At 74.0% G+C, this 21,945-nt stretch carries 19 protein-coding genes; 16 read left to right on the top strand and 3 right to left on the bottom strand.

What is annotated here, in order from left to right:
* Positions 1–11 precede the first annotated feature (11 nt).
* Positions 12–3,692 carry a SpoIIE family protein phosphatase gene (locus OSR43_RS15460; RefSeq protein ID WP_302267518.1) on the top strand — a complete coding sequence of 1,227 codons (3,681 nt, stop codon included), beginning with the start codon at positions 12–14 and terminating at the stop codon, positions 3,690–3,692.
* A gap of 40 nt (positions 3,693–3,732) precedes the next feature.
* Positions 3,733–5,067 carry an alpha/beta hydrolase domain-containing protein gene (locus tag OSR43_RS15455; protein ID WP_302267517.1) on the top strand — a complete coding sequence of 445 codons (1,335 nt, stop codon included), beginning with the start codon at positions 3,733–3,735 and terminating at the stop codon, positions 5,065–5,067.
* A 3-nt stretch (positions 5,068–5,070) separates the two neighbouring features.
* Here the strand turns inward: OSR43_RS15455 and OSR43_RS15450 are convergent, their stop codons facing one another.
* Both OSR43_RS15450 and OSR43_RS15445 read right to left on the bottom strand, forming a co-directional pair.
* Positions 5,071–5,697: a PaaI family thioesterase gene (locus OSR43_RS15450; protein WP_302267516.1), complete on the bottom strand. Its 627-nt coding sequence runs from the start codon at positions 5,695–5,697 to the stop codon at positions 5,071–5,073.
* Positions 5,694–6,956, bottom strand: a complete 1,263-nt coding sequence (locus OSR43_RS15445; protein WP_302267515.1) for a hypothetical protein — start codon at positions 6,954–6,956, stop codon at positions 5,694–5,696. Before OSR43_RS15445 ends, OSR43_RS15450 begins: the two co-directional genes overlap by 4 nt.
* 171 nt (positions 6,957–7,127) lie before the next feature.
* Between OSR43_RS15445 and fadD1 the strand changes: the two genes are divergently transcribed.
* From fadD1 to OSR43_RS15385, 12 genes are all read left to right on the top strand, one after another.
* Entirely contained in the window at positions 7,128–8,720 is a 1,593-nt protein-coding gene (gene fadD1 / locus OSR43_RS15440) for a fatty-acid--CoA ligase FadD1 (protein WP_302267514.1), read from the top strand.
* Between the two features lie 966 nt (positions 8,721–9,686).
* Positions 9,687–10,265: a TetR/AcrR family transcriptional regulator gene (locus OSR43_RS15435; protein WP_302267513.1), complete on the top strand. Its 579-nt coding sequence runs from the start codon at positions 9,687–9,689 to the stop codon at positions 10,263–10,265.
* Positions 10,262–11,536 (top strand): cytochrome P450, encoded by a 1,275-nt coding sequence (locus OSR43_RS15430; protein WP_302267512.1) that lies wholly within the window; start codon positions 10,262–10,264, stop codon positions 11,534–11,536. Before OSR43_RS15435 ends, OSR43_RS15430 begins: the two co-directional genes overlap by 4 nt.
* The gene (locus tag OSR43_RS15425) at positions 11,533–12,318 is read left to right on the top strand and encodes an SDR family oxidoreductase (protein ID WP_302267511.1); all 786 of its coding nucleotides are present in this window, start codon (positions 11,533–11,535) and stop codon (positions 12,316–12,318) included. Before OSR43_RS15430 ends, OSR43_RS15425 begins: the two co-directional genes overlap by 4 nt.
* Positions 12,315–13,700, top strand: a complete 1,386-nt coding sequence (locus tag OSR43_RS15420; RefSeq protein ID WP_302267510.1) for a cytochrome P450 — start codon at positions 12,315–12,317, stop codon at positions 13,698–13,700. Before OSR43_RS15425 ends, OSR43_RS15420 begins: the two co-directional genes overlap by 4 nt.
* Positions 13,700–13,906, top strand: a complete 207-nt coding sequence (locus OSR43_RS15415; protein ID WP_302267509.1) for a ferredoxin — start codon at positions 13,700–13,702, stop codon at positions 13,904–13,906. The genes OSR43_RS15420 and OSR43_RS15415 overlap by 1 nt, the downstream gene beginning before the upstream one ends.
* Positions 13,899–14,558: a hypothetical protein gene (locus tag OSR43_RS15410; RefSeq protein ID WP_302267508.1), complete on the top strand. Its 660-nt coding sequence runs from the start codon at positions 13,899–13,901 to the stop codon at positions 14,556–14,558. The genes OSR43_RS15415 and OSR43_RS15410 overlap by 8 nt, the downstream gene beginning before the upstream one ends.
* The gene (locus OSR43_RS15405) at positions 14,555–16,018 is read left to right on the top strand and encodes an aldehyde dehydrogenase (protein WP_302267507.1); all 1,464 of its coding nucleotides are present in this window, start codon (positions 14,555–14,557) and stop codon (positions 16,016–16,018) included. The genes OSR43_RS15410 and OSR43_RS15405 overlap by 4 nt, the downstream gene beginning before the upstream one ends.
* Before the next feature lie 106 nt (positions 16,019–16,124).
* A complete protein-coding gene (locus OSR43_RS15400) occupies positions 16,125–16,874 on the top strand; it encodes an SDR family oxidoreductase (RefSeq protein WP_302267505.1) in 750 nt (249 codons plus the stop codon).
* Positions 16,867–17,715 carry an NAD(P)-dependent oxidoreductase gene (locus tag OSR43_RS15395; RefSeq protein ID WP_302267504.1) on the top strand — a complete coding sequence of 283 codons (849 nt, stop codon included), beginning with the start codon at positions 16,867–16,869 and terminating at the stop codon, positions 17,713–17,715. Before OSR43_RS15400 ends, OSR43_RS15395 begins: the two co-directional genes overlap by 8 nt.
* Positions 17,712–18,137, top strand: coding sequence for a carboxymuconolactone decarboxylase family protein (locus OSR43_RS15390; RefSeq protein ID WP_302267503.1), 426 nt, complete (start codon positions 17,712–17,714; stop codon positions 18,135–18,137). Before OSR43_RS15395 ends, OSR43_RS15390 begins: the two co-directional genes overlap by 4 nt.
* A 50-nt stretch (positions 18,138–18,187) precedes the next feature.
* On the top strand, positions 18,188–18,814 hold the full coding sequence (locus tag OSR43_RS15385) for a hypothetical protein (RefSeq protein ID WP_302267501.1): 627 nt from the start codon (positions 18,188–18,190) through the stop codon (positions 18,812–18,814).
* Positions 18,815–18,945: 131 nt separating this feature from the next.
* On the opposite strand, the gene OSR43_RS15380 is transcribed toward OSR43_RS15385, so the two are convergent.
* Positions 18,946–19,185, bottom strand: a complete 240-nt coding sequence (locus OSR43_RS15380; protein WP_302267500.1) for a hypothetical protein — start codon at positions 19,183–19,185, stop codon at positions 18,946–18,948.
* Positions 19,186–19,833: 648 nt separating this feature from the next.
* Between OSR43_RS15380 and OSR43_RS15375 the strand changes: the two genes are divergently transcribed.
* Together OSR43_RS15375 and OSR43_RS15370 are read left to right on the top strand one after the other, a co-directional pair.
* Positions 19,834–21,162: a helicase gene (locus tag OSR43_RS15375; protein WP_302267499.1), complete on the top strand. Its 1,329-nt coding sequence runs from the start codon at positions 19,834–19,836 to the stop codon at positions 21,160–21,162.
* A 91-nt stretch (positions 21,163–21,253) separates the two neighbouring features.
* Positions 21,254–21,925 (top strand): Type 1 glutamine amidotransferase-like domain-containing protein, encoded by a 672-nt coding sequence (locus OSR43_RS15370; protein WP_302267498.1) that lies wholly within the window; start codon positions 21,254–21,256, stop codon positions 21,923–21,925.
* Positions 21,926–21,945 lie beyond the last annotated feature (20 nt).

Here is a 21,945-nt window from a genome sequence, read left to right as displayed (position 1 = left end):
AAGGAGGCCTGGTGGGCCAGCGGCGCGACCTGTTCGACGAGGGCACCCCCGTCGGGCGCCTGATGGCGCGCACGGACTGGTCCGCGACACCGGTCGGCGAGCCGGACACCTGGCCCGAGACGCTGCGGGTGCTGGTGCGCACGGCGCAGTCCTCGCGCTACCCGATGCTGATCCTCTGGGGCGAGCAGTTCACCCAGATCTACAACGACGCCTACTCCGCGCTCATCGGCGACCGCCACCCCGCCGCGATGGGCGGCGACTGCCGGGTGACCCTCTCGGAGGGCTGGCCCGTCCTCGGCCCGCTCATCGCCGAGGCCATGGCGACCGGGGTCGCGAGCTGGGTGCCGGCCCTGCAGCTGCTGCTCGAGCGGGCCGGCTACCGCGAGGAGGCGTACTTCAGCGTCAGCCACGCACCGGCCGAGGACGACGAGGGCGTGACCCGGGGCGTGCTCACGGTCTGCTCGGAGGTGACCGAGCAGGTGGTCGGCGAGCGGCGGCTGCGCCTGCTCCAGGCCGTCACGCTGGCCGACGACACCACCGTGCCCGTCGACGAGGTCGCCGGCCGGATCCTGGCCGCGGTCGAGGAGCGGCCCCTCGACGTGCCGTTCGTCGGTCTCTACCTGCGCTCGGGGGACCGCCTGCGCCGCGTCGCCGCCTCGATCGACGGTCTGCCCGAGGCGGCCGACCTGGCCGGGGACGACGACCCGTGGGGCCTCGGCGCCGCCGGCCGCGGCGCCGCCACGACCGTCGCGGTGCCGCCCGGCACGCAGGTCCTCGGCGGCGCGTTCTCCGAGCCGGTCACCGAGGCGGTGTCGATCCCGATCCCGTCGGCGGACCCCCGCACCCCGCTCGGCGTCCTGGTCGCCGGGGTCTCGCCGAGCCGGGCGCTCGACGACCTGTACCGCTCCTTCCTCGGTCTCCTCGCCCAGCAGGTCGGGACGGCGCTGCGCAACGCGCTGGCCTACGAGGAGGAGCGCGCCCGCGCGGAGGCGCTGGCCGAGCTGGACCGGGTGAAGACCGAGTTCTTCACCAACGTCAGCCACGAGTTCCGCACCCCGCTGACGCTGATGCTCGGACCGCTCGGCGACGCGCTGGAGGACCAGGAGGAACCGCTCGCTCCGGCGCAGCGCGACCGGGTCGGCACGGCCCTGCGGGCCTCGCGGCGGCTGCTCAAGCTCGTCAACAACCTGCTCACCTTCTCCTCCCTCGAGGCGGGGGCCGCCGCGAGCGAGCCCGAGGTCGTCGACCTGCCGGCGCTCACCTCCGACGTCGCCAGCGGCTTCAGGGCCGCGGTCGAGCGCGGCGGGCTGACCCTGGACGTCGCCTGCGCCGCCCTGCCGCCGACGCTCGTCGACCCGGTGCACTGGGAGACGATCGTGACGAACCTGCTCTCCAACGCGCTGAAGTTCACCTTCACCGGCGGCATCACGGTCCGGCTCGAGGGCGACGCGGAGGAGGTCCGGCTCGTCGTGGCCGACACCGGCGTCGGGGTCGCCGAGGAGGACCTGCCCCGGCTCTTCGACCGGTTCCACCGCGCCCGCGGCGCCCGCTCCCGCAGCCACGAGGGCTCGGGCATCGGCCTGGCGCTCGTCGGCGAGCTGGTGGCGCTGCACGGCGGCACGGTCGACGTCGACAGCCGGGTCGGCGCCGGCACGACCTTCACCGTGCGGCTGCCCGTCCGCTCCGCCCCGGCGCCGACCCGAGGTGCGCACGGCACGGACGGCACGCCCGGCACGTCCGGCCCGCGGCTGGCGGCCGCGGTCGAGGAGGCGGAGTCGTGGGTGTCGCTCGAGCGGTCCGCCGAGCCGGCCGGCCGGGCCGGCGACGTACCTCCCGGCGACCGGACGCGCGTCCTGGTCGCCGACGACAACGCCGACATGCGCGAGCACGTCACTCGGCTCCTGGAGGGCGAGGGGTGGGAGGTGACCGCCGTGGCCGACGGCCGGGTGGCCCTCGACCTGGCCCTGCGCGAGGTCCCGGACCTGCTGCTGACCGACGTGATGATGCCGCGGCTCGACGGGTTCGAGCTGGTCCGGGCGCTGCGCGCGGACCCGCGCACCGCGACGCTCCCGATCGTCGTGCTCTCCGCGCGGGCCGGTGAGGGCGCGTCGGCCGAGGGCCTGGACCTGGGCGCCGACGACTACGTCGTCAAGCCGTTCGCCAGCTCCGACCTGCTCGCGCGGCTGCGCACCACCCTGCGCCTGGCCCGCCAGCGCACCCAGCACGTCGCGCAGCTGCGCGAGCTGGCCGACGCCGCGGCGCTGATCACCTCCGGCCGGCGGCTCGACGACGCGCTGGGCAGCCTGGTCGAGCAGGTCCGCGCGCTGCTCCCGGCCGACGAGGTGGTGCTGACGCTGGCCGCCGAGGACGGCGGGCCCGACGTGACCTTCCGCGCCGGTGCGCCGAGCGCGTCGGCCGAGCTGATCTCCGCGACCGTGCGGGGCCGGGGCGACCGCCGGCTCGGCACCCTCGAGGTCCGGCTGCCCGCCGCGGCGGCGCTGCGCCCGCAGAGCCGGGCCCTCCTGGAGCCGGTGACCCGCGTGCTCGCCGCGGTCGTCGAGGAGGGCTGGCACGCCGAGCGCGACGTGGTCGTCGCCTCCACGCTGCAGCGGGCCCTGCTGCCCGAGCGGCTCCCCGACGTCGCCGGGCTGCGGCTCGCCGCGGCGTACCGTCCCGCCGAGCGCTCGGTCCAGGTCGGCGGCGACTGGTACGACGTGCTCGCGCTGCCCGACGGCCGGGTGGCGCTGTGCATGGGCGACGTGGCCGGGCAGGGGCTGACCAGCGCGCTGGTCATGGGCCAGCTGCGGACCGCCGTCCGCGCCTACGCGCTGGAGGGGCTGAGCCCCACCGAGAGCGTCGCCGCCCTCGACGAGCTGATGGACCGGATGCCCGGGGCGTCGTTCACGACGATGTTCCTGGGTCACCTCGACGTCGTCTCCGGCACGCTGAGCTGGTGCAACGCCGGGCACCCGCCTCCGGTGCTGCTCGGCCCCGACGGCGGCGCGGAGCTGCTCGGCGGCGAGGTCACCCCGCCGCTCGGCGCGGCCTTCGGCCTGGCCCCGTCCGCGGGGAGCACGCAGGTGCCGGCCGGCGCGACCCTGGTCGCCTACACCGACGGGCTGGTCGAGGACCGCGCGACCCAGCTGGAGGGCGGCCCCGAGCGGCTCGTGCAGCTGCTCGCGAGCCGGGCAGGAGACGACGTGCACGCGATCGTCGACGACGTGCTCGGGCTGGTGGCCGGCCGGGAGCGCACCGACGACGTCGCGGTGCTGGTCCTGCAGCGACCGCCGGGCGCGCCGCCGCAGTCGGTGCTGGTGCCGCTGGAGCTCGAGCTCGACCTCCCGCTGGCGCTCGAGGCCGCCGGCCGCGCGCGGCGCGAGGTCGGTCCCCGCCTGCTGGCCGCGGGGCTGACCGAGCGCGACGTGTTCGAGGTGCTGATCAGCCTCTCCGAGGCGGTCAACAACTCCGTCGAGCACGCCGTGGCGCCGACGCGCGACCGCGTGCTCGTCCGGGTCGAGGTCGACGACGTCCAGCGCCGGGTCCGCGTCGAGGTGCAGGACTTCGGCCGCTGGCGCGAGCGCCGGGCGAGCATGGACCGGGGCCACGGCGCCGCGCTGATGAGCGCCGCCGGCGAGGTCCGGGTGGTCCCGAGCGAGAGCGGCACGACCGTCGTCCTGGAGCGGTCGGTCTGATCGCCGGACGCGCGCGACGCGACCGGGCAGGATCGGTCGGGTGACCACGCTGACGCCCCTCCCGCCCGGCGAGCACGGCCTGCTGGCCGCCCGGCCCGGCCCCGACCTCGCCGCGGCGGGGTACGTCGAGTCCGAGCTGGTCGCGAGCGGCACCGCCCGCTCGTGGAGCGCGGCCGAGCTGCCCCAGGACGGACGGTGGGCGCTGGCCGAGCGCGACCGCGCCGACTTCGCCACCCGGGTCGTGCTGCGCGCGCCGGCCGACCCGGCGACGTTCAGCGGCACCCTGCTGGTGGAGTGGCTCAACGTCAGCTCCGGCACCGATGCCGCCCCGGACTGGACCTACCTGGCCGAGGAGGTCGTCCGTCGCGGCCACGCCTGGGCCGGGGTCTCCGCCCAGCACATCGGCGTGATGGGCGGGGTTTCCGCGGTCGGGCTCGGAGCCCCGAGCGCGGGCCTGCGCGGGCAGGAGCGGTACGCCGCGCTGCACCACCCGGGCGACGCGTACGCCTACGACGTCTACACCGAGGTGGCCGGCGCGCTGGTGGACCACCTCGCCGGCGGGCCCGGCCCGGTCACCTGCCTGCTCGCGGTGGGGGAGTCGCAGTCGGCGTACGCGCTGACGACCTACGCCAACGGCCTTCAGCCGCTCACCGGCCGGTTCGACGGGTTCCTCGTGCACTCCCGCGGCGGCGCCGCGATGCCGCTGGGGGAGCCGGGCGCCGCGGTGGACATCGGCGTCTTCCGCTGCGACCCGCCGGTGCGCGTCCGCGACGACCTCGACGTGCCGGTCGTCATGGTGCAGACCGAGACCGACCTGACCGGCCGCCTGGCCTACCTGCCCGCGCGGCAGCCGGACGCCGACCGCGTGCGGCTGTGGGAGGTCGCGGGCACCGCGCACGCCGACAAGTTCCAGATCGGCGACTTCGAGCAGTACCTCGCCTGCCCGCGGCCGGTGAACCGCGGCCAGCAGGCCTACGTCGTCCGCGCGGCCGTCCGGCACCTCGAGGCGTGGGCGCGCGGCGGACCGGCCGCACCCGCGGCCGAGCGGCTCGAGGTCGAGGACGGCCGGTTCGTGACCGACGAGGTCGGCAACGCCCGCGGCGGGGTCCGCACGCCCGCGGTCGACGCGGCCCTGGAGGTGCTCTCCGGCGACACCGAGCCGGGCGCGCCGGTCATCTGCGAGCTGTTCGGCAGCACGCTGCCGGTCGAGCCCGAGCGGCTGGCGGCGGCGTACCCCGACGTGGCCGCCTACCTCGCGGCGTACGAGCGGGCCACCGACGCCGCGGTCGCGGCCGGGTTCGTCCTCGCCGAGGACCGCGACGAGGTGCTCGCCGAGGCCCGGCCCGACCTCGTCGAGGAGGCGCTGCGGGGGTGAGCCTCAGGTGGCCCAGCGGGGGACGATGAAGACGCCGTCGGCCTCGACGGTCACCCCGTCGGGGTCGCCGATCGTCGCGACGACGAACACCTTGCGTCCCTCCTCGCGGGCGATGCGGCTCTCGATCCGCACCGGCCCGAGCGGCGTGCTCCGGACGTAGCGCATGGTGAGCGTCCCGGTGAAGGTCACCCGCTTGGACGCGCTCGCCGTCTCGCCCATGACGTGGTCGAGCAGCATCGCGGCGACGCCGCCGTGGACCATGCCGGGCGGTCCCTCGTACGCCGCGCCGAGCACGGTCTCGGCGTGGGCCAGCCCGTCGGGCTCGTGGACGACCCGCAGCGGCGGCGCGACCGCGTTGCGCTGGCCGACCACGGCGTTGCCCCAGCTCCAGCTGCGGGCCTCGGAGTTGTAGCGGACGCCGGCGGGGCCGTCGAGCTGGCGGGCGCGCAACCGGGCGACGAGGGCGTCGACCTCCGCGCGGACCGCGTGCACCTCCTCGTCGTCGACGGTGGTGCGGATAGTGGCGTCGACGAGCTCGCGGACGCTGTCGGCGAGCGGCCGGTGCAGCGCCTCGAGCCGGTCGACCTCGGCGGTGGGGACGTCCTCGTGGACGAAGACCGGGTGGCTCACGCGTGCGCCGGGTGGACCGGGGTGATCGGCAGCGAGCGCCGCGGCTGGAACTCGAAGGAGGCGCCCGTGCTGATCCGGGTCACCGCGACCTCGTCGGGCTCCTCGGCCGGCTCCTCGCGGGTGACGACGGTGGCCGTCCAGTGCTCGGCGGTGCCCGTGACCTCGACGTCGAGGTAGGGGCTGACGGCGCGCACGGCCGCCTGCAGCGGACCGGTGCTGCCCGGGCCGACCAGCGTGACCCACGCGCCGTCCGCGTGCGCGGCCGACGGGGCGACGGTGACCGACCGGGTGCCGACCGACGCCTCGACGTACGCCGCCGGGTTGAGCAGCGGGTGCAGCCGGAGCACCTCGGTGGCCCCGTCGGCGTCGGCGGGCAGGTCGAGCGCGCGCCGGATCCGGTCCGCGGCGACACCGGCGATGCCGGTGAGCTGCTTGGTCGCGATGGTGCGGTGCTGGGCGGCGCCGGCCCCGTCGTCCCCGGTGCGCGCCCGCAGCGCGAGGAGGAACGCGAGGTTCAGCAGGTGCATCTGCAGGCAGACCTCGTCGGCGATCCGCACCAGCGCGGAGCGGCTGAAGGCGGTGAGGTCGAGGTCGTCGAGCAGCGGCCCGGCGTAGTCGGCCGCCCCCTCGTCGAGGGGGTCCACCGGGTCCAGCTCCGTGGTGGCCGCGCGGGAGCGCTCGACGAGGGCGAGGGCGGGAATGCCCTCGACCGGCGGGTACGACGCGTCGATCCGCACCGTCCAGGCGCAGTGCGGGGTGCGGCCGGCGGGGACCCGCGGGGGCCGGTGGACCGGTCGCACCTGCGCCTGCGGATTCGTCGCGACGGCGGTGGCGTCGAAGGTCGGGTCCTCGATCGTGTGGCACATCGAGCGGACGTAGTCGGGGCCCATCGGCTCGACGTCCATCAGCGCGCCGCAGTGGTCGAGGTGGAACTCGCCGTGCCACCGGTCGTGGACGGTGTAGCGGAAGTCCATGAACTGCGGGGGAGCGCCGATGTCGAGCTGCAGGCCCTTGAAGATCGTCACGACGTCGCCCTCGCCGGGCTCCGCGGCGTACCCCAGCGCCCGCTGCATCCGGCGGGTGTAGACCGGCGAGGACGCCGCCCACTCCTCGATGGCGATCTGGGCCATCTCCTCGCGGCCGAACGCGGCGATGCACCACGCCATGCCCGAGCGGTCGATGAGCTGGCCGATCAGCAGCAGCTCGCGCACGAGCGTCGCGAGCTGGGCGCGCGAGAGGTCGGCGTACCGGCTGGTCATGCGGGCATCGTCAGCCACCACCGCCGAGGTGTCAACAGTGTTGACACCTTCGGACTCTTTGCCCGGAAACGGTTGACGTACGTCACACCAGGGGCCATGTTGACGCGCGTCGAGTGATCTGGAACACGTTCCAGTTCGGTGGGAGCAGAAGCGAGCCGGAGGGCGAGGGCAATGGCGGAGAACGTGCAGCAGCTGGTGCGGGAGCGGGCCGAGGACGACGGGGTCGCGGTCAAGCACGGCGACCGCACCTGGACGTGGCGCGAGCACGTCGCGGAGGCCTCGGCGGAGGCGTCGGCGCTGCTGGGGCTCGTCGACCCCGAGCGCCCGGTCCACGTGGCGGTCCTGCTCGGCAACACCCCCGACATGCTGCGGTCGATGGCCGCGGCCGCCCTGGGCGGCTACGTGCTGTGCGGGGTCAACAACACCCGGCGCGGGGCCGGGCTGGCCGCCGATGTACGCCGCTGCGACGCGCAGGTGCTGCTCACCGACGCCGAGCACCGGCCGCTGCTCGAGGGGCTCGACCTCGACGGGGTGCGCGTGCTCGAGGTGGGCACGCCGGAGTACGACGAGCTCGTCGCCGGCGCCGGGCCGCTCGTGCCGCACCGCGAGGTCGAGGCCATGGACACCTTCATGATGATCTTCACCTCCGGGACGAGCGGTGACCCCAAGGCCGTGCAGGTGGCGCACCTGATGGTGCTCTTCGCCGGCATCACGCTCATCGACAAGTACGCCGTCACCGCGGACGACACCTGCTACCTCTCGATGCCGCTGTTCCACTCCAACGCGGTCCTCGCCGGGTGGTCGGTCGCGATCGGGTCCGGTGCCGCGATGGCGCCGGCGAAGTTCTCGGCCTCGCACTTCCTCGACGACGTGCGCCACTACGGCGCGACGTACATGAACTACGTCGGCAAGCCGCTCGCCTACGTCCTCGCGACACCGGAACAGCCCGATGACGCCGACAACCCGCTGCGCGTGGCGTTCGGCAACGAGGCCAGCGACCGCGACATCGAGGAGTTCTCGCGCCGGTTCGGCTGCACCGTCTGGGACGGCTTCGGCTCGACCGAGAGCGCGGTGATCATCACCCGTGAGCCCGGGACGCCCAAGGGCTCGATCGGCAAGGGCTTCGACGGCGTCGCGATCTACGACCCCGAGACCGTCACCGAGTGCGAGCCGGCGGTCTTCGACGAGCACGGCGCGCTGGCCAACGCCGACCGGGCCGTCGGGGAGTTGGTCAACACCCAGGGCGCCGGCTACTTCTCCGGCTACTACAACGACCAGGCGGCCAACGACGAGCGGATGCGCCACGGGATGTTCTGGTCGGGGGACCTGGCCTACCGCGACGCCGACGGCTGGATCTACCTCGCCGGCCGGACCGCGGACTGGATGCGGGTCGACGGCGAGAACCTCGCCGCAGCCCCGATCGAGCGGATCTTCCTGCGCCTGCCGCAGCTCAACCGGGTCGCGGTGTATGCCGTCCCCGACGGCAACGTCGGCGACCAGGTGATGGCCGCAATCGTGCTGCAGGACGACGCCGTGCTGACCCCGGCCGAGCTCGAGGCGTTCCTCGCCGAGCAGCAGGACCTCTCGCCGAAGGCCTGGCCGCGCTACGTCCGCGTGGCCCCCGACCTCCCCTCCACGGCCACCAACAAGGTCGTCAAGCGCGAGCTGATCGCCCAGGGCCCCACGCCCGGCGACGGCGAGCTGTGGGTGCGCGAGGAGCGAGGTCGCACCTACGCCCCCGCCGGCGCCCCCGTCCCCGCCTGACCCCGCGCCCTGCTGGTCGAGCAGGGGGGTCGCCAGCGCCGAGCGTCGTCGAGACCCGGTGAGGTGGCTACGGCGCTGGGGACGCTTGCGGGGTCTCGACGACGGCTCGCTTGCGCTCGCCTGCTCGACCAGCGGGCGGGCTCTGCTGGTCGAGCAGGGAGGCGCGCCAGCGCCGAGCGTCGTCGAGACCCGGTGAGGTGCCCACGGCGCTGGGGACGGTTGCGGGGTCTCGACGACGGCTCGCCAGGGCTCGCCTGCTCGACCAGCGGGCGGCTCTGCTAGTCGAGCAGGGAGGCGCGCCAGCGCCGAGCGTCGTCGAGACCCGGTGAGGTGCCCACGGTGCTGGGGACGGTTGCGGGGTCTCGACGACGGCTCGCCAGGGCTCGCCTGCTCGACCAGCGGGCGGGCTCTGTTGGTCGAGCAGGGAGGCGCGCCAGCGCCGAGCGTCGTCGAGGCCCGGTGAGGTGCGTGCGGCGCTGGGGACGGTCGCGGGGTCTCGACGACGGCTCGCTGGCGCTCGCCTGCTCGACCAGCGGGTACGCCGCGTCCTGCTGGTCGAGCAGGGAGGCGCGCCAGCGCCGAGCGTCGTCGAGACCCGGTGAGGTGCTTCCGGTGTTGGGGACGGTCGCGGGGTCTCGACGACGGCTCGCCAGGGCTCGCCTGCTCGACCAGCGGGTACGCCGCGTCCTGCTGGTCGAGCAGGGAGGCGCGCCAGCGCCGAGCGTCGTCGAGACCCGGTGAGGTGCCCAGGGCCGCAGGGACGGTCGCCGGGTCTCGACGACGGCTCGCTGGCGCTCGCCTGCTCGACTAGCGGTGCGGTGAGGTGCCCACGGCGCTGGGGACGGTCGCGGGGTCTCGACGACGGCTCGCTGGCGCTCGCCTGCTCGACCAGCGGGTAGGCCGCAGCCTCGACCAGCGGTCCAGAAGTGCTTGCGGTCGCACGAGAACACGTTCTAGGTTGGACACGTGTCCAGTTATGTGTCCAACGCCCCGCGGCAGGAGCTCGGGTCGCGCCGGGCGGAGACCGTGGAGCGGCTCTTCACGGCCGGCGCCGAGGAGCTCGACGAGGTGGGGCACGAGGCGCTGACGATCCGGTCGGTGGCCAGCCGGGCGGGGGTGTCGGCGGCGACGGCGTACACCTACTTCGCCTCCAAGAACCACCTCTTCGCCGAGCTGTTCTGGCGCCACCTCGCCGAGGACGCCGACGTGGTGGCGCAGGGGGCGACCCCGGTCGAGCGGGTCCAGGACGTGACCCGTCGGATGGCGGCGCGGCTGGCCGCCAGCCCGGCGCTCGCCGCGGCGGTCACCCCGGCGCTGCTGAGCTCCGACGCCGACGTCGCCCGGCTGCGGCTGCGGATCGGCGGGGAGTTCCTCGACCGGTTCTCCCGGGCGCTGGGGGAGCACGCGGAGCCGGCCGTGCTGGAGGCGCTGGTGCTGGCGTTCTCCGGGGCGCTGCTGCAGGCCGGCATGGGCGTCCTGACCTACACCGACATGGGCGAGCGGCTCGACGCCGTCGTCGCCGCGATCCTGGAGGGACACGCATGAGCACGACGTTCGAGCCGGCGGCCGCGCCCGTGGTCTTCGACCCCTACGACTACGACTTCCACGAGGACCCCTACCCGGTCTACGCCCGGCTCCGCGCCGAGGCGCCGCTGCACCACAACGCCGAGCACGACTTCTGGTCGCTGAGCCGGCACGCCGACATCGCGGCCGCGGTGCGCGACGACGACACCTTCTCCAACGCCATGGGCGTCTCGCTCGACAAGAGCGCGTGGGGTCCGCACGCGCACAAGGTCATGTCGTTCCTGGCGATGGACGCCCCGCACCAGGCGCGGCTCCGGTCGCTGGTCTCGCGTGCGTTCACCCCGCGCCGGGTCCGCGGGCTGGAGCCGCGGGTGCAGGCGCTCACCGAGCACTACCTCGGGTTCGCCCTCGAGGGCGCCGGCAGCGGCGACGAGGTCGACCTGGACTGGATCGCCGCCTTCGCCGGCAAGCTCCCGATGGACGTCATCTCCGAGATGATGGGCGTCCCGGAGGCCGACCGCGACGAGGTACGCCGCCTGGCCGACCTGGTCGTCCACCGCGAGGAGGGCGTGCGCGACGTGCCGCCGGCCGGCATGGAGGCCGCGCTCACGCTCGTCGGCTACTACGCCGAGATGCTCGCCGAGCGCCGCCGGCAGCCGACCGAGGACCTCACCAGCGCGCTGCTCGCGGTCCGCCTGGACGACGAGGCCGGCGGGAGCGGCGCGGGGGACCGGCTCGGCGACGACGAGATCATCGCCTTCCTCTTCCTCATGGTGGTCGCGGGCAACGAGACGACCACCAAGCTCCTCGGCAACGCGCTCTTCCACCTCACCGCCCACCCCGAGCAGCTCGCCGACGTCCTCGACGCCGGACCTGGCCCCGACGGGCTCGTCGGTCCGTGGATCGAGGAGACGCTGCGCCACGACACCTCCAGCCAGATGGTCGCCCGGCACCTCAAGCGCGACCTGGCCCTGCACGGCACCGTCGCGCCGGCCGGCTCCAAGCTGCTGCTGCTGCTCGGCTCGGCCAACCGCGACGAGACGGTGTTCACCGAGCCGACCGTCTTCGACCTGCACCGCGAGCGGGCCGAGCTCTCCCAGATCCTCAGCTTCGGCGGCGGCCGGCACTTCTGCCTGGGCGCCAACCTGGCCCGGCTCGAGGCCCGGGTCGCCCTCGCGCACCTGGTGGGGGTCGCCGACGGCCTCGAGGTCGACCACGGCGCCGCCGTACGGGTGCACTCCACGAGCGTGCGCGGGTTCGCCTCGCTCCCGACCCGGGTGCGCCTCCGGTGAGCCGGGGCAGGTACGCCCAGCCCGAGCGCCGCCCCGCGGTGGTCGCCGGCGCCTCCTCGGGCATCGGTGCGGAGACGGCCCGGGCCCTCGCGGCCGCCGGCTTCCCCGTCGCGCTCGGTGCGCGGCGTACCGACCGCTGCGAGGAGCTCGCCGCCGCCATCCGCGCCGAGGGCGGCGAGGCCGTCGCCCACCCCCTCGACGTCAGCTCGGAGGAGTCGGTCGCGGACTTCGCCGCGAAGGTGACCGCCGATATCGGCGACGTCGAGGTCGTCATCAGCAACGCCGGCCTCGTCGGGCCGGGCCGCCTGCTCGAGGTCGGCACCGAGCGGTTCGCCCGCGAGCTCGACGTCAACCTGGTGGGCCCCTACCGGCTGGTCCGGACGTTCGTGCCCCCAATGGTCGAGCGCCGCCGCGGTGACGTCCTCTTCGTCTCCTCCGACGTCGCGCTGCGGGCCCGGCCGTTCATGTCGGCCTACACCGCCGGCAAGTCCGGGCTCGAGGGGCTCGTGGAGTCGCTGCAGATGGAGCTCGAGGGCACCGGCGTCCGCGCCTCGGTCGTGCGCCCCGGGCCGACCTGGAGCGAGATGGGCGGCGACTGGGAGGCCGAGCAGGCGGCGTTCGTGCTCGAGCAGTGGGTCCGGTTCGGGCTGGCCCGCCACCCGCACTTCCTCAAGGCCCGCGCCATCGCCGACGCCATCACCACGGTCGTCAGCGCGCCCCGCGGCGTCCACATCAGCCCCGTCGACGTCAACCCCGAAGCACCCGTGGAGGACCCGTCATGACCACCACCGCCCCGCGCGACCTGCTCGCCGACATCCCGGAGGTCTCCACGGTCCTCGACGACCAGGCGGCCGAGGTGCCCGAGATCATCCGCGGCACCGGCCACCTCCCGGAGATGCGGGTCGACCCGATCGGCCTGTTCCACCGGGTGCGCGAGGAGTGCGGCGACGTCGGCCGCTTCCGGCTCGCCGACAAGGACGTCGTGCTGGTGACCGGAGCGGAGGCCAATGAGGCGTTCTTCCGCGCGCCGGACTCCACGCTCGACCAGGCCGCGGCGTACCCCTTCATGACCCCGATCTTCGGCCAGGGCGTCGTCTTCGACGCCAGCCCCGAGGAGCGCCAGCAGATGCTGAAGAACCAGGCCCTGCGCGGCGACATGATGCGCGGCCACGCGCAGACCATCGAGGCCGAGATCCGCCGGATAGTCGCCGACTGGGGCGACGAGGGCGAGATCGACCTGCTCGACTTCTTCGCCGAGCTGACGATCTACACCACCTCCTCCTGCCTGATCGGCAAGCCGTTCCGCGAGGAGCTCGACGGCCGCTTCGCGCGGCTCTACCACGAGCTCGAGCACGGCACCGACGCCATCGCGTACGTCGACGCGTACGCCGACATCGACAGCTTCCGCCGCCGCGACGCCGCCCGCGAGGAGCTCGTGGCCCTGGTGCAGGCGATCATCGACCGGCGGGTCGCCCGCGGCCCGGTCCCGCGCGAGGAGCGCGACCTGCTCGACGTGCTGGTCTCGCTGGAGATGTCGGCCGACTACGTGACCGGGATCTTCATCTCGATGATGTTCGCCGGGCACCACACCAGCAGCGGCACCGCCTCCTGGGCGATGATCGAGCTGCTGCGCCACCCCGACGTGATGGCCGACGTCGTGACCGAGCTCGACGGCCTCTACGCGGACGGCTCGGAGGTGTCGTTCCAGGCGCTGCGGTCGATCCCGGTGCTGGAGTCGGTGCTCAAGGAGACCCTGCGCCTGCACCCGCCGCTGATCGTGCTGATGCGGCTGGTCCAGGAGGACTTCGAGCTGGCCGGCCGCACCATCCCCGCCGGCGCCGTCGTGGCGTCCTCGCCGCGGGTGTCGAACCGGATCGAGGAGGACTTCCCCGACGCCGAGCGGTTCGACCCGGCCCGCTACATCGACCCGCGCCAGGAGGACCTGCAGAACCGCTGGACCTGGATCCCCTTCGGCGCCGGCCGGCACCGCTGCGTGGGCAACGCGTTCGCGATGATGCAGATGAAGGCGATCTTCTCCGTCGTCCTGCGCGACTTCGAGTTCGAGGCGGCCCAGCCGCTGGACTCCTACCGCGACGACTTCACCAAGATGGTCATCCAGCTCGAGCAGCCCTGCCGCGTGCGCTACCGCCGCCGGGACGCGTGATGCGGGTCGTCGCCGACCTCGACCTGTGCCAGGGCCACCAGGTGTGCCTCGGCGAGGCACCCCAGGTCTTCGCCTTCGACGACGACGCCGACCGGGTGGTCGTGCTCGAGGAGCACCCCGACGAGTCCCTGCGCCCGCAGGTGGCCGATGCCGTGAAGTACTGCCCAGCGATGGCGCTGGCTCTCCAGGAGGACCGAGATGAGTGACCTGACCCGCGCCGAGCTCGAGGAGTTCTGGGACGGCTGGCTGGCCGTCAACCGCGAGGCCGAGCGACTGGGCGACTGGCGCGTGCTGGCCGAGGAGTACGCCGAGGACGCCAGCTACGGGTGGATGTACTCCGTCGACGAGCACTTCATGGCCGTCGGTCGCGACCAGATCCGCGACTGGGCCATCGGCATCGAGATGGACGGCTTCGACGGCTGGCACTACGACTACGTCGCCACCGTGATGGACGAGAAGGCCGGGATGGTCGTCGGCTTCTGGAAGCAGCGCTCGGGCATCACCGACGACGCCACCGGCCAGGAGTACGAGATCCTCGGCATCGGCGGCTCGTGGTTCGGCGTCGAGCGGCAGACCAGCGGCGCGGACGCCGGGCAGCTGAAGATCGCCTGGCAGCGCGACTGGTTCGACATGCCCTCGACCGCCCAGACGTTCATGGAGATCCTGGGGTCGGGCAAGGCGCCGGAGCGGCTGCTGGAGCGGATGAAGGTCGCCGGCCACGGCGTCCCCGGGCACTACCACCTCGCCGACATCCCCTCGCCGGTCTGGCCGCCGCCGGTCGAGGCCGGGCTGCACGTGCGGCCCGAGCCCACCACGACGGAGCCGACGACGGAGCCGACCGCCGGGACCACCGCATGAGCGGGCTGACCAACCCGCCGGCCCAGCAGCTGGTCGACGGCAAGCTGGTCGCGGCGAGCGACGGCGCGACGTACCCGATCCGCAACCCGGCCACCGGCGAGGTCATCGGGCACGCCCCGGACGGCACCGCGGACGACGTCGAGGCGGCGATCGCCGCGGCGCGGCGCGCCTTCGACGAGAGCGGCTGGGCCACCGACGTGGCGCTGCGGGTGCGCTGCCTGCGCCAGCTGCACGCCGCGCTGCTGGAGGAGGGCGAGGCGTTCAAGGCGCTGACCACCGCCGAGGTCGGCATGCCGGGGTTCATGATGGGCGCCGCCGGGTTCGACGTGCCGGTCGACGGGCTGCGGTGGGTGACCGACCTGCTGGAGTCCTACGAGTTCGAGACCGACCTCGGCGTCGCCAGGCCGATGGGCATCCCCTCGCGCCGGACCGTGCGCCGCGAGCCGGTCGGCGTCGTCGCCGCGATCAGCCCGTGGAACGTCCCCACCCAGATCAACCTCGCCAAGATCGGCCCCGCGCTGGCGGCCGGCTGCACGGTCGTGCTCAAGCCGGCCCCCGACACCCCGTGGGTCGCCGCCGAGCTGGGCCGGCTCGCCGCGGAGCGCACCGACATGCCCGCCGGCGTGCTCAACGTCGTCACGCCGCGGTCCAACGAGGTCGCCTCGGTCCTGGCCAGCGACCCGCGGGTCGACATGGTCTCCTTCACCGGCTCGACGGCCACCGGCCGCGCGATCATGGCGGCGGCGGCGCCGACCCTGAAGAAGGTGTTCCTCGAGCTCGGCGGCAAGTCCGCCGCGATCGCCCTCGACGACGCCGACGTCGCCTCGGTCGCCGGCGCCACGGCGTTCACCGCCTGCATCCACGCCGGCCAGGGCTGCGCGATCACGACCCGGCTCGTGGTGCCCCGGGAGAAGTACGACGAGGCCGTCCAGGTCGCCGCCGCGACGATGGAGTCGATCGGCGCCAAGGACCCGGCCGACCCCGGAGCGATCTGCGGGCCGGTGATCTCCCAGGTGCAGCGCGACCGGGTGGAGTCCTACCTGCGGCTGGCCGAGGACGAGGGCGGCACGTTCGCCACCGGCGGCCACGTGATCGACCAGCCCGGCTACTGGGTCGCCCCGACCGTCGTCGCCGGCCTCGACAACTCCTCGCGGCTGGCCCAGGAGGAGATCTTCGGGCCGGTGCTGGTCGTCATCCCGCACGACGGGGACGACGACGCCGTGCGGATCGCCAACGACTCGGCGTACGGCCTCTCGGGGTCGGTGGACTCCGGCTCGCTGGAGCGGGCCAAGGCCGTCGCCGACCGGATCCGCACCGGCACGCTCGCCGTGAACGGCGGCGTGTGGTTCAGCCCCGACGCGCCGTTCGGCGGCTACAAGCAGTCCGGCCTCGGCCGGGAGATGGGCGTCGCCGGCTTCGAGGAGTACCTGGAAGTCAAGACGCTGGCGTTCCCGGCATGAGCCTGCGAAGGCCGGGACCGGTCAGCGGGTCGAGCAAGCCCGCGACCGAGGAACGAGGTCGCGACGGCGTGTCGAGACCCAGTGAGACGAGAGGCAGCCGTAACCCATGAACAGACTGCAGGACAAGGTCGTCGTCGTGACCGGCGCGGCGCAGGGCATCGGCGAGGTGTACGCCCGCTCGATCGCCGCGGAGGGTGCGGCGGTCGTCGTGGCCGACCTCAACGAGGAGTCGGGGGAGAAGGTCGCGGCCGCGATCGCCGAGAGCGGCGGCCGGGCGACGTTCGTGCGCACCGACGTCAGCTCGCACGAGTCGGCGGCCGCGCTGGTCGAGCGCACCGTCGCCGAGCACGGCGGCATCGACGGGCTGGTCAACAACGCCGCGATCTACGGCGACATGCAGTTCGACCTGCTGATCAGCGTCGACTGGGACTACTACCGGAAGTTCATGAGCGTCAACATGGACGGCGCCCTGGTGATGACCCGCGCGGTCCATCCCGTCATGCAGCAGCGCGGGGGCGGCTCGATCGTCAACCAGAGCTCGACCGCGGCGTACCTCTACTCCGGCTTCTACGGACTGGCCAAGGTCGGCGTGAACGGCCTGACCCAGCAGCTGGCCCACGAGGTCGGCGGCATGGGCATCCGGGTCAACGCGATCGCGCCCGGCCCCACCGACACCGAGGCCACCCGCACCCAGGCCGGCGGGGCGTCCAAGGAACTGGTCAAGGCGCTGGCGATCAAGCGGATGGGCCAGCCCGAGGACATGGTCGGCGCGTGCGTCTTCCTGCTCTCCGACGAGGCGTCCTGGGTGACCGGGCAGATCCTCGCCGTCGATGGCGGACAGACGTTCCGTGGCTGAGCCTGCTCCCGGCCCGGTCGTCGGGTTCGTCGGGCTGGGCAACATCGGGAAGCCGATGGCGCTGCGGCTCGCGGCCTCGGACCTGCCCCTGCACGTGTACGACGTCGCGCCGGAGCCGCTGGCCGAGCTCAGGGACGCGGGTGCCGAGGTCACGGGGAGCGTGGCCGCGCTGTCCGGCGCGGTCGACGTGCTGTGCGTGATGGTCCGCGACGACGAGCAGGTGCGCGACGTGCTGCTCGAGGCGCTCACCACCGCCCGGGCCGGGCTCACGGTCGTGGTGCACTCGACGGTCGCGCCGGACACCCCCGGCGACCTGGCCGACGTCGCCGCGCGCCACGACGTACGACTCCTCGACGCGCCGGTCAGCGGCGGCGCCATGGGCGCGGCCGACGGCACGCTGGCGATCATGGTCGGCGGCGACGACGAGGCGTTCGCGGCGGCCCGGCCGGCGCTGGACGTGATGGGCGCCAAGGTGGTGCACGCGGGTCCGGTCGGCGCCGGGACGCGCTTCAAGCTGGCGCGGAACCTCATGCACTTCGTTGCCTTCACCGCCGCCACCGAGGCGCAGCGGCTGGCCGAGGCTGCCGGCCTCGACATCAGGGCGCTGGGCGACGTGGTGCGCCACACCGACGCGATCACCGGCGGGCCGGGCGCGATCATGCACCGCGACACCACCGCGCCGATCGCGCCGGACGACTTCTGGCACGGGGTGTTCGGCCACGTCGTCGCGCTGGGGGAGAAGGACCTCGGGTTCGCGGTCGCCCTGGCCGACGAGCTCGGGGTCGACGTGCCGCTCGCGCGGCTGGCCGAGGGTCGACTGCGGAAGGGGCTGGGGTTGTGAGCGAGGACCGTGCCGGGAGGTTCGACGACCTCCCGGAGACCCGTCGTCGCGGGCTGGAGAAGATGGAGGAGGTCTACGGCTTCGAGATGTCCGACGGCACCGGCGACTTCTTCCGCTACACCGCCGACCACCTCTTCGCCGACATCTGGAACCGGCCGGGCCTCTCCGACCGCGACCGGCGGCTGCTGCTCATCGGGATGCTCGCCGGCCAGGGCGCCGCGGACGTGCTGGGCATCCAGGTCCCGGCGGCGTACGCCAACGGGGAGCTCGACGACGAGGCGCTCCGTGAGATCGTGGTCTTCGTGTGTCACTACGCCGGATGGCCCCAGGGGGCCCGACTGAACTCCATCGTCGAGGAGACGATCGCGAAGGCGGCCCGCCGGGCCGCGCGCGCCGCCGACCAGGCGGGGGAGTCGTCCTGAGCGCTGCGACCGCCGTCCGGCCGCTCGGCCCCACCGACCTCGACCGGGTCGTGGGACTGCTCGAGCGGCGCAGCGCCCGCATGGCCGACTGGGCCCCGCGCCTGTGGCGGCCCAGCGACCAGGCCTCCGCGGTGCTGCGGGCGATGGCGGAGCGGATGCTCGCCGCGCCCGACGCCGTCTGCCTCGGCACCGACGACGCTGTGCTCCTGGGGGTACGCCGCGGCGCCGGCGTCGTCGTGGACCACCTCGAGTCCGCGGCCGACGACCCCGACGCCCTGGCCCGGCTGCTGACCAGCGTGCCGGCCGACGCGGGGGAGGTGCGCGTCTTCACCCCGCTCGCCGACGAGGTGCGGCTCCGCGCGACCGACGCCGCCGGGCTGGTGGCGACGGGCCGCTGGTGGGTCCGCGACCTCCCGGTCACCCTCGCGGTCGCGGCCAACCTGGCCGCGCCGCGACCCGGCTACTCCCTCGCCCCGGCCCCGCCCTTCCACGACCCCGGCGGCCCGATCGCCGTCATCGGCAAGGCCACCTCCGCCCAGGAGCTGGTGGAGCTCGGCGTCGACGCCGCCGCCCGCGACGCCCGCGTCGCCGTCGTCATCGCCGACGCCGGCTCGCCGTTGGAAGCGCTTGCTGCTGACGCGGCGTACCGGCCGGTCGCGGAGCTGCGGGCCCGCTGAGAGAGCTGGTCCCGTGTTTGCTCAGCGTCCACGGGTGCGTGCCTCACGTCGCCGGGCTCCCGGCCCATCCCGCCACGACGCTGGACTGTCCACCGCGCCGTCGGGGACCACCTACTTCCATCCTGCGCGTCTCAGATCCAACGCGAACCGATCTCGTCGTGGAGCTGCTGGGTCTTCTCCACCTTGAGGACGCCGCTCTCGACGAAGGCCCGCAGGCCACAGGCCGTGGCGGTCGCGACGATGGCGTCCCGTTCCTCCGGGTGGGCGTCGGCATCGCCGCCGTCCCACAGCTGCAGCCACCGGTCCGCAGGGTCATCACTTCCCTCGGCTGCCCACACCCGGCAGATCAGGTCGAGTTCGTCCTGCGTCATCGGTCGCGTGGGTGTCGCGTACATGAGGCTCCCAGCTCCAAGGGTGAGGGCGCGACCATCCGGCCCTCTGCCCGCCATCATCCCCGCACGTGTCCGTCGGGCAACCCGGGACGGATCGCCGATCGCACGGCTGGCACGTCTCGACGACGCTGGTGGACCGTGCCCGCTCCGGAGGCCGGACCGCGACGGCGGCCCGGGCGAGGCAGCCCGGCGCACGGCGGCGGCCCGGATAGCGTCCGGGGGTGGCCAGCTCTCGTCGATCCAGTGCCGGTCGGCGCAGCGCGTCACCCCGCCGCAAGGGGACGCGTCAGCCGCAGCGGCCGCTGCCGTCCGTCGGGCCGGGGGAGCGGCTGTGGGTCCTCGACGTGCCGTACGGGACGCAGGTCGACGGCGCCACGTGGCACCCGGCGGTCAGGACCCACCTGTACGTCGGGCGCGCGCTGCCCGCGCACCTCGCGCCGTACTCCCCGGGACCGCACACGCTCGGTCGGTTCATCGAGAACACCCTGAAACCCCGACGACCCGACACCTGCTCCGGAGGCGACAGGTGATCTCGAGCCCAGGAGGATCCAGTTCGAGGCGGCCGACGCGATCGCGGAGCGGGCCGCGGCGGGCGGACGCCTGTTCCTGCTGGCCGACGAGCCGGGCGTGGGCAAGACGATCTCCGCGGTCCTCGGAGCGACGGCCGTGGGCGACCTCCGTGGCGCGCAGCGGGTGCTCGTCGTGGCCGACCGGCCCGCCGCGATCACCATCGGCCACTGGTGCCGCACGATCACCGACCTGGGCGACGGCGGGCTGGAGTGGGTCGTCATCACGTGGGACCGGCTCGAGAAGGTCAAGGACCACCAGTGGGACGTGATCATCGCGGACGAGGCCCATGCGCTGCGCCGTACGACGACGAAGCGGTGGAAGCTCTGGGCGTCGATCTCCGGGCACGGTCGGCCGCACGACAAGGCGCCGTTCGTCATCGCGACGACCGCGACGCCCGGGCACACACCGCTCGAGCTGCCGTACCTCGCCCCCGCCTACGCGCAGGTGCGCGGCGAGCCGATGCGGGAGTGGACCTCGGCGACACAGCCCGGGGCCACCTTCGCCACCGCGCTCGAGCGGCACGGCGTCGGCGTGGAGCAGGGCCGGTACGGCGCGAGCTGGACCACCGACCCGGCGCGGCGGGCCGCCGACCTCAAACTGGTGCGCGGCTGGCTCGCCGACGAACGGCCCCCGGCGATGCTGCACCGCGCGGCGCCGTGGGGGCCGGTGCCGATCTCCGGCATGCCGGTGACGCTCACCCCGGCGGAGCGGACCGCCTACGAGGCCGAGTGGGGCGAGTTCTGCCGCGAGATGGACATCGCGCGCCGCGGCCGCAACGTCGCGAAGGGCCGTGCCGCGCTGCTGCGCTTCCGGCAGAAGGCCGGGCTGATCCGCGTCGACTCGACCGTCGACTGGATCGCCCAGCAGATCCAGTCCGAGCGGCAGGTGGCGTGCTCGGTCGAGTTCGTCGCGACCGCCGCCGACCCCATCGCCGACCGGCTGCGTGACGCGGGGATCGAGGTGGCCACGATCTACGGCCGCGACCGGTTCGACGCCGAGGCCGAGCGGTTCCGGTTCCAGACCGGGCAGGCGAAGGTCTGCGTCTTCACCACGGTCGCCTCGATCAGCCTGCACGCCGGCGAGACCCTCGCCGACGGCCGCCAGGCGAGCACCGATCCGCGCGTCGGCGTCTTCCACCAGGCCCGCTTCTCGGGCATCGCCGGGCGGCAGGTGACCGGCCGCACCCACCGCGACCACCAGGTCTCGCCGTGGCACATCGCGTACGCCGAGGGCACCGTCGAGGAGCAGGTCGGCAAGGTGATGGTGGAGCGGATCGCCGCAGCGTCCGACACGGTCGGGAGCGACACCGCCGGGCTTGCCGACCTCGCGCAGCTCCTCGGCGCCGACTGGCTGCCGGCCACGAGCCTGACCGAGGACGGCGCCTGACCGACGCGGGTGTCGATCGACGGCGATGAGTCCGGCGCTGACGACCGGTCAGTACGACGCCTCGTCCATCGCCCACTGCCCAGGAGGAACCGTGAAGCTCCTGCTCACCTCCGGAGGCGTCACGAACCCGAGCATCCGCCGGGCGTTGGTGGACCTGCTGGGCAAGCCGATCGCCGAGTCCACTGCCCTTTGCATCCCGACGGCGCTGTACGGACATCCCGGGGTCGGGCCCGGCGCCAGGGCCTGGCAGTTCATCAGCGGCCACTCCGACAACCCCATGGTCGACCTGGGCTGGGAGTCCGTCGGCGTGCTGGAGCTCACCGCGCTGCCCAGCATCGACGCCGAGCAGTGGGTGCCCCTGGTCAGGGAGACCGACGTCCTGCTGGCGGCGGGCGGCGACGTCCTCTACCTGTGCCACTGGATGCGGCAGTCCGGGCTCGCCGACCTGCTCCCGGCGCTGAGCAGGACGACCTGGGTCGGCCTGAGCGCCGGGAGCATGGTGATGACCCCCGAGGTCGGGGACGACTTCATCCAGTGGCGACCGCCGACCGGTGACGACAGCGCGCTGGGGCTCGTCGACTTCTCGATCTGCCCCCACCTGGCCGAGGACGGCCTGCCGGGCAACTCCCTGGCCGAGGCGGAGCAGTGGGCCGCCGGCATCTCCGGCCCCGCCTACGCGATCGACGACCAGACCGCCATCACGGTGGTCGACGGCACCGTCGAGGTCGTCTCCGAGGGGCGCTGGAGGCTGCTGCACGACTAACCGCTTGTCGTCCATGGCAG

Source organism: Nocardioides sp. Arc9.136 (genome assembly GCF_030506255.1).
GTDB lineage: Bacteria > Actinomycetota > Actinomycetes > Propionibacteriales > Nocardioidaceae > Nocardioides.
This window is presented reverse-complemented; position numbering and strand designations above follow the sequence as displayed.

What these genes read in the sequence shown, in the direction of transcription:
- OSR43_RS15445 (WP_302267515.1), bottom strand. Translation starts at nt 6,956, where the DNA reads ATGACCAGCCGGTACGCCGACCTCTCGCGCGCCCAGCTCGCGACGCTC.
- fadD1 (WP_302267514.1), top strand. Translation starts at nt 7,128, where the DNA reads ATGGCGGAGAACGTGCAGCAGCTGGTGCGGGAGCGGGCCGAGGACGAC.
- OSR43_RS15430 (WP_302267512.1), top strand. Translation starts at nt 10,262, where the DNA reads ATGAGCACGACGTTCGAGCCGGCGGCCGCGCCCGTGGTCTTCGACCCC.
- OSR43_RS15420 (WP_302267510.1), top strand. Translation starts at nt 12,315, where the DNA reads ATGACCACCACCGCCCCGCGCGACCTGCTCGCCGACATCCCGGAGGTC.
- OSR43_RS15415 (WP_302267509.1), top strand. Translation starts at nt 13,700, where the DNA reads ATGCGGGTCGTCGCCGACCTCGACCTGTGCCAGGGCCACCAGGTGTGC.
- OSR43_RS15410 (WP_302267508.1), top strand. Translation starts at nt 13,899, where the DNA reads ATGAGTGACCTGACCCGCGCCGAGCTCGAGGAGTTCTGGGACGGCTGG.
- OSR43_RS15405 (WP_302267507.1), top strand. Translation starts at nt 14,555, where the DNA reads ATGAGCGGGCTGACCAACCCGCCGGCCCAGCAGCTGGTCGACGGCAAG.
- OSR43_RS15400 (WP_302267505.1), top strand. Translation starts at nt 16,125, where the DNA reads ATGAACAGACTGCAGGACAAGGTCGTCGTCGTGACCGGCGCGGCGCAG.
- OSR43_RS15380 (WP_302267500.1), bottom strand. Translation starts at nt 19,185, where the DNA reads ATGACGCAGGACGAACTCGACCTGATCTGCCGGGTGTGGGCAGCCGAG.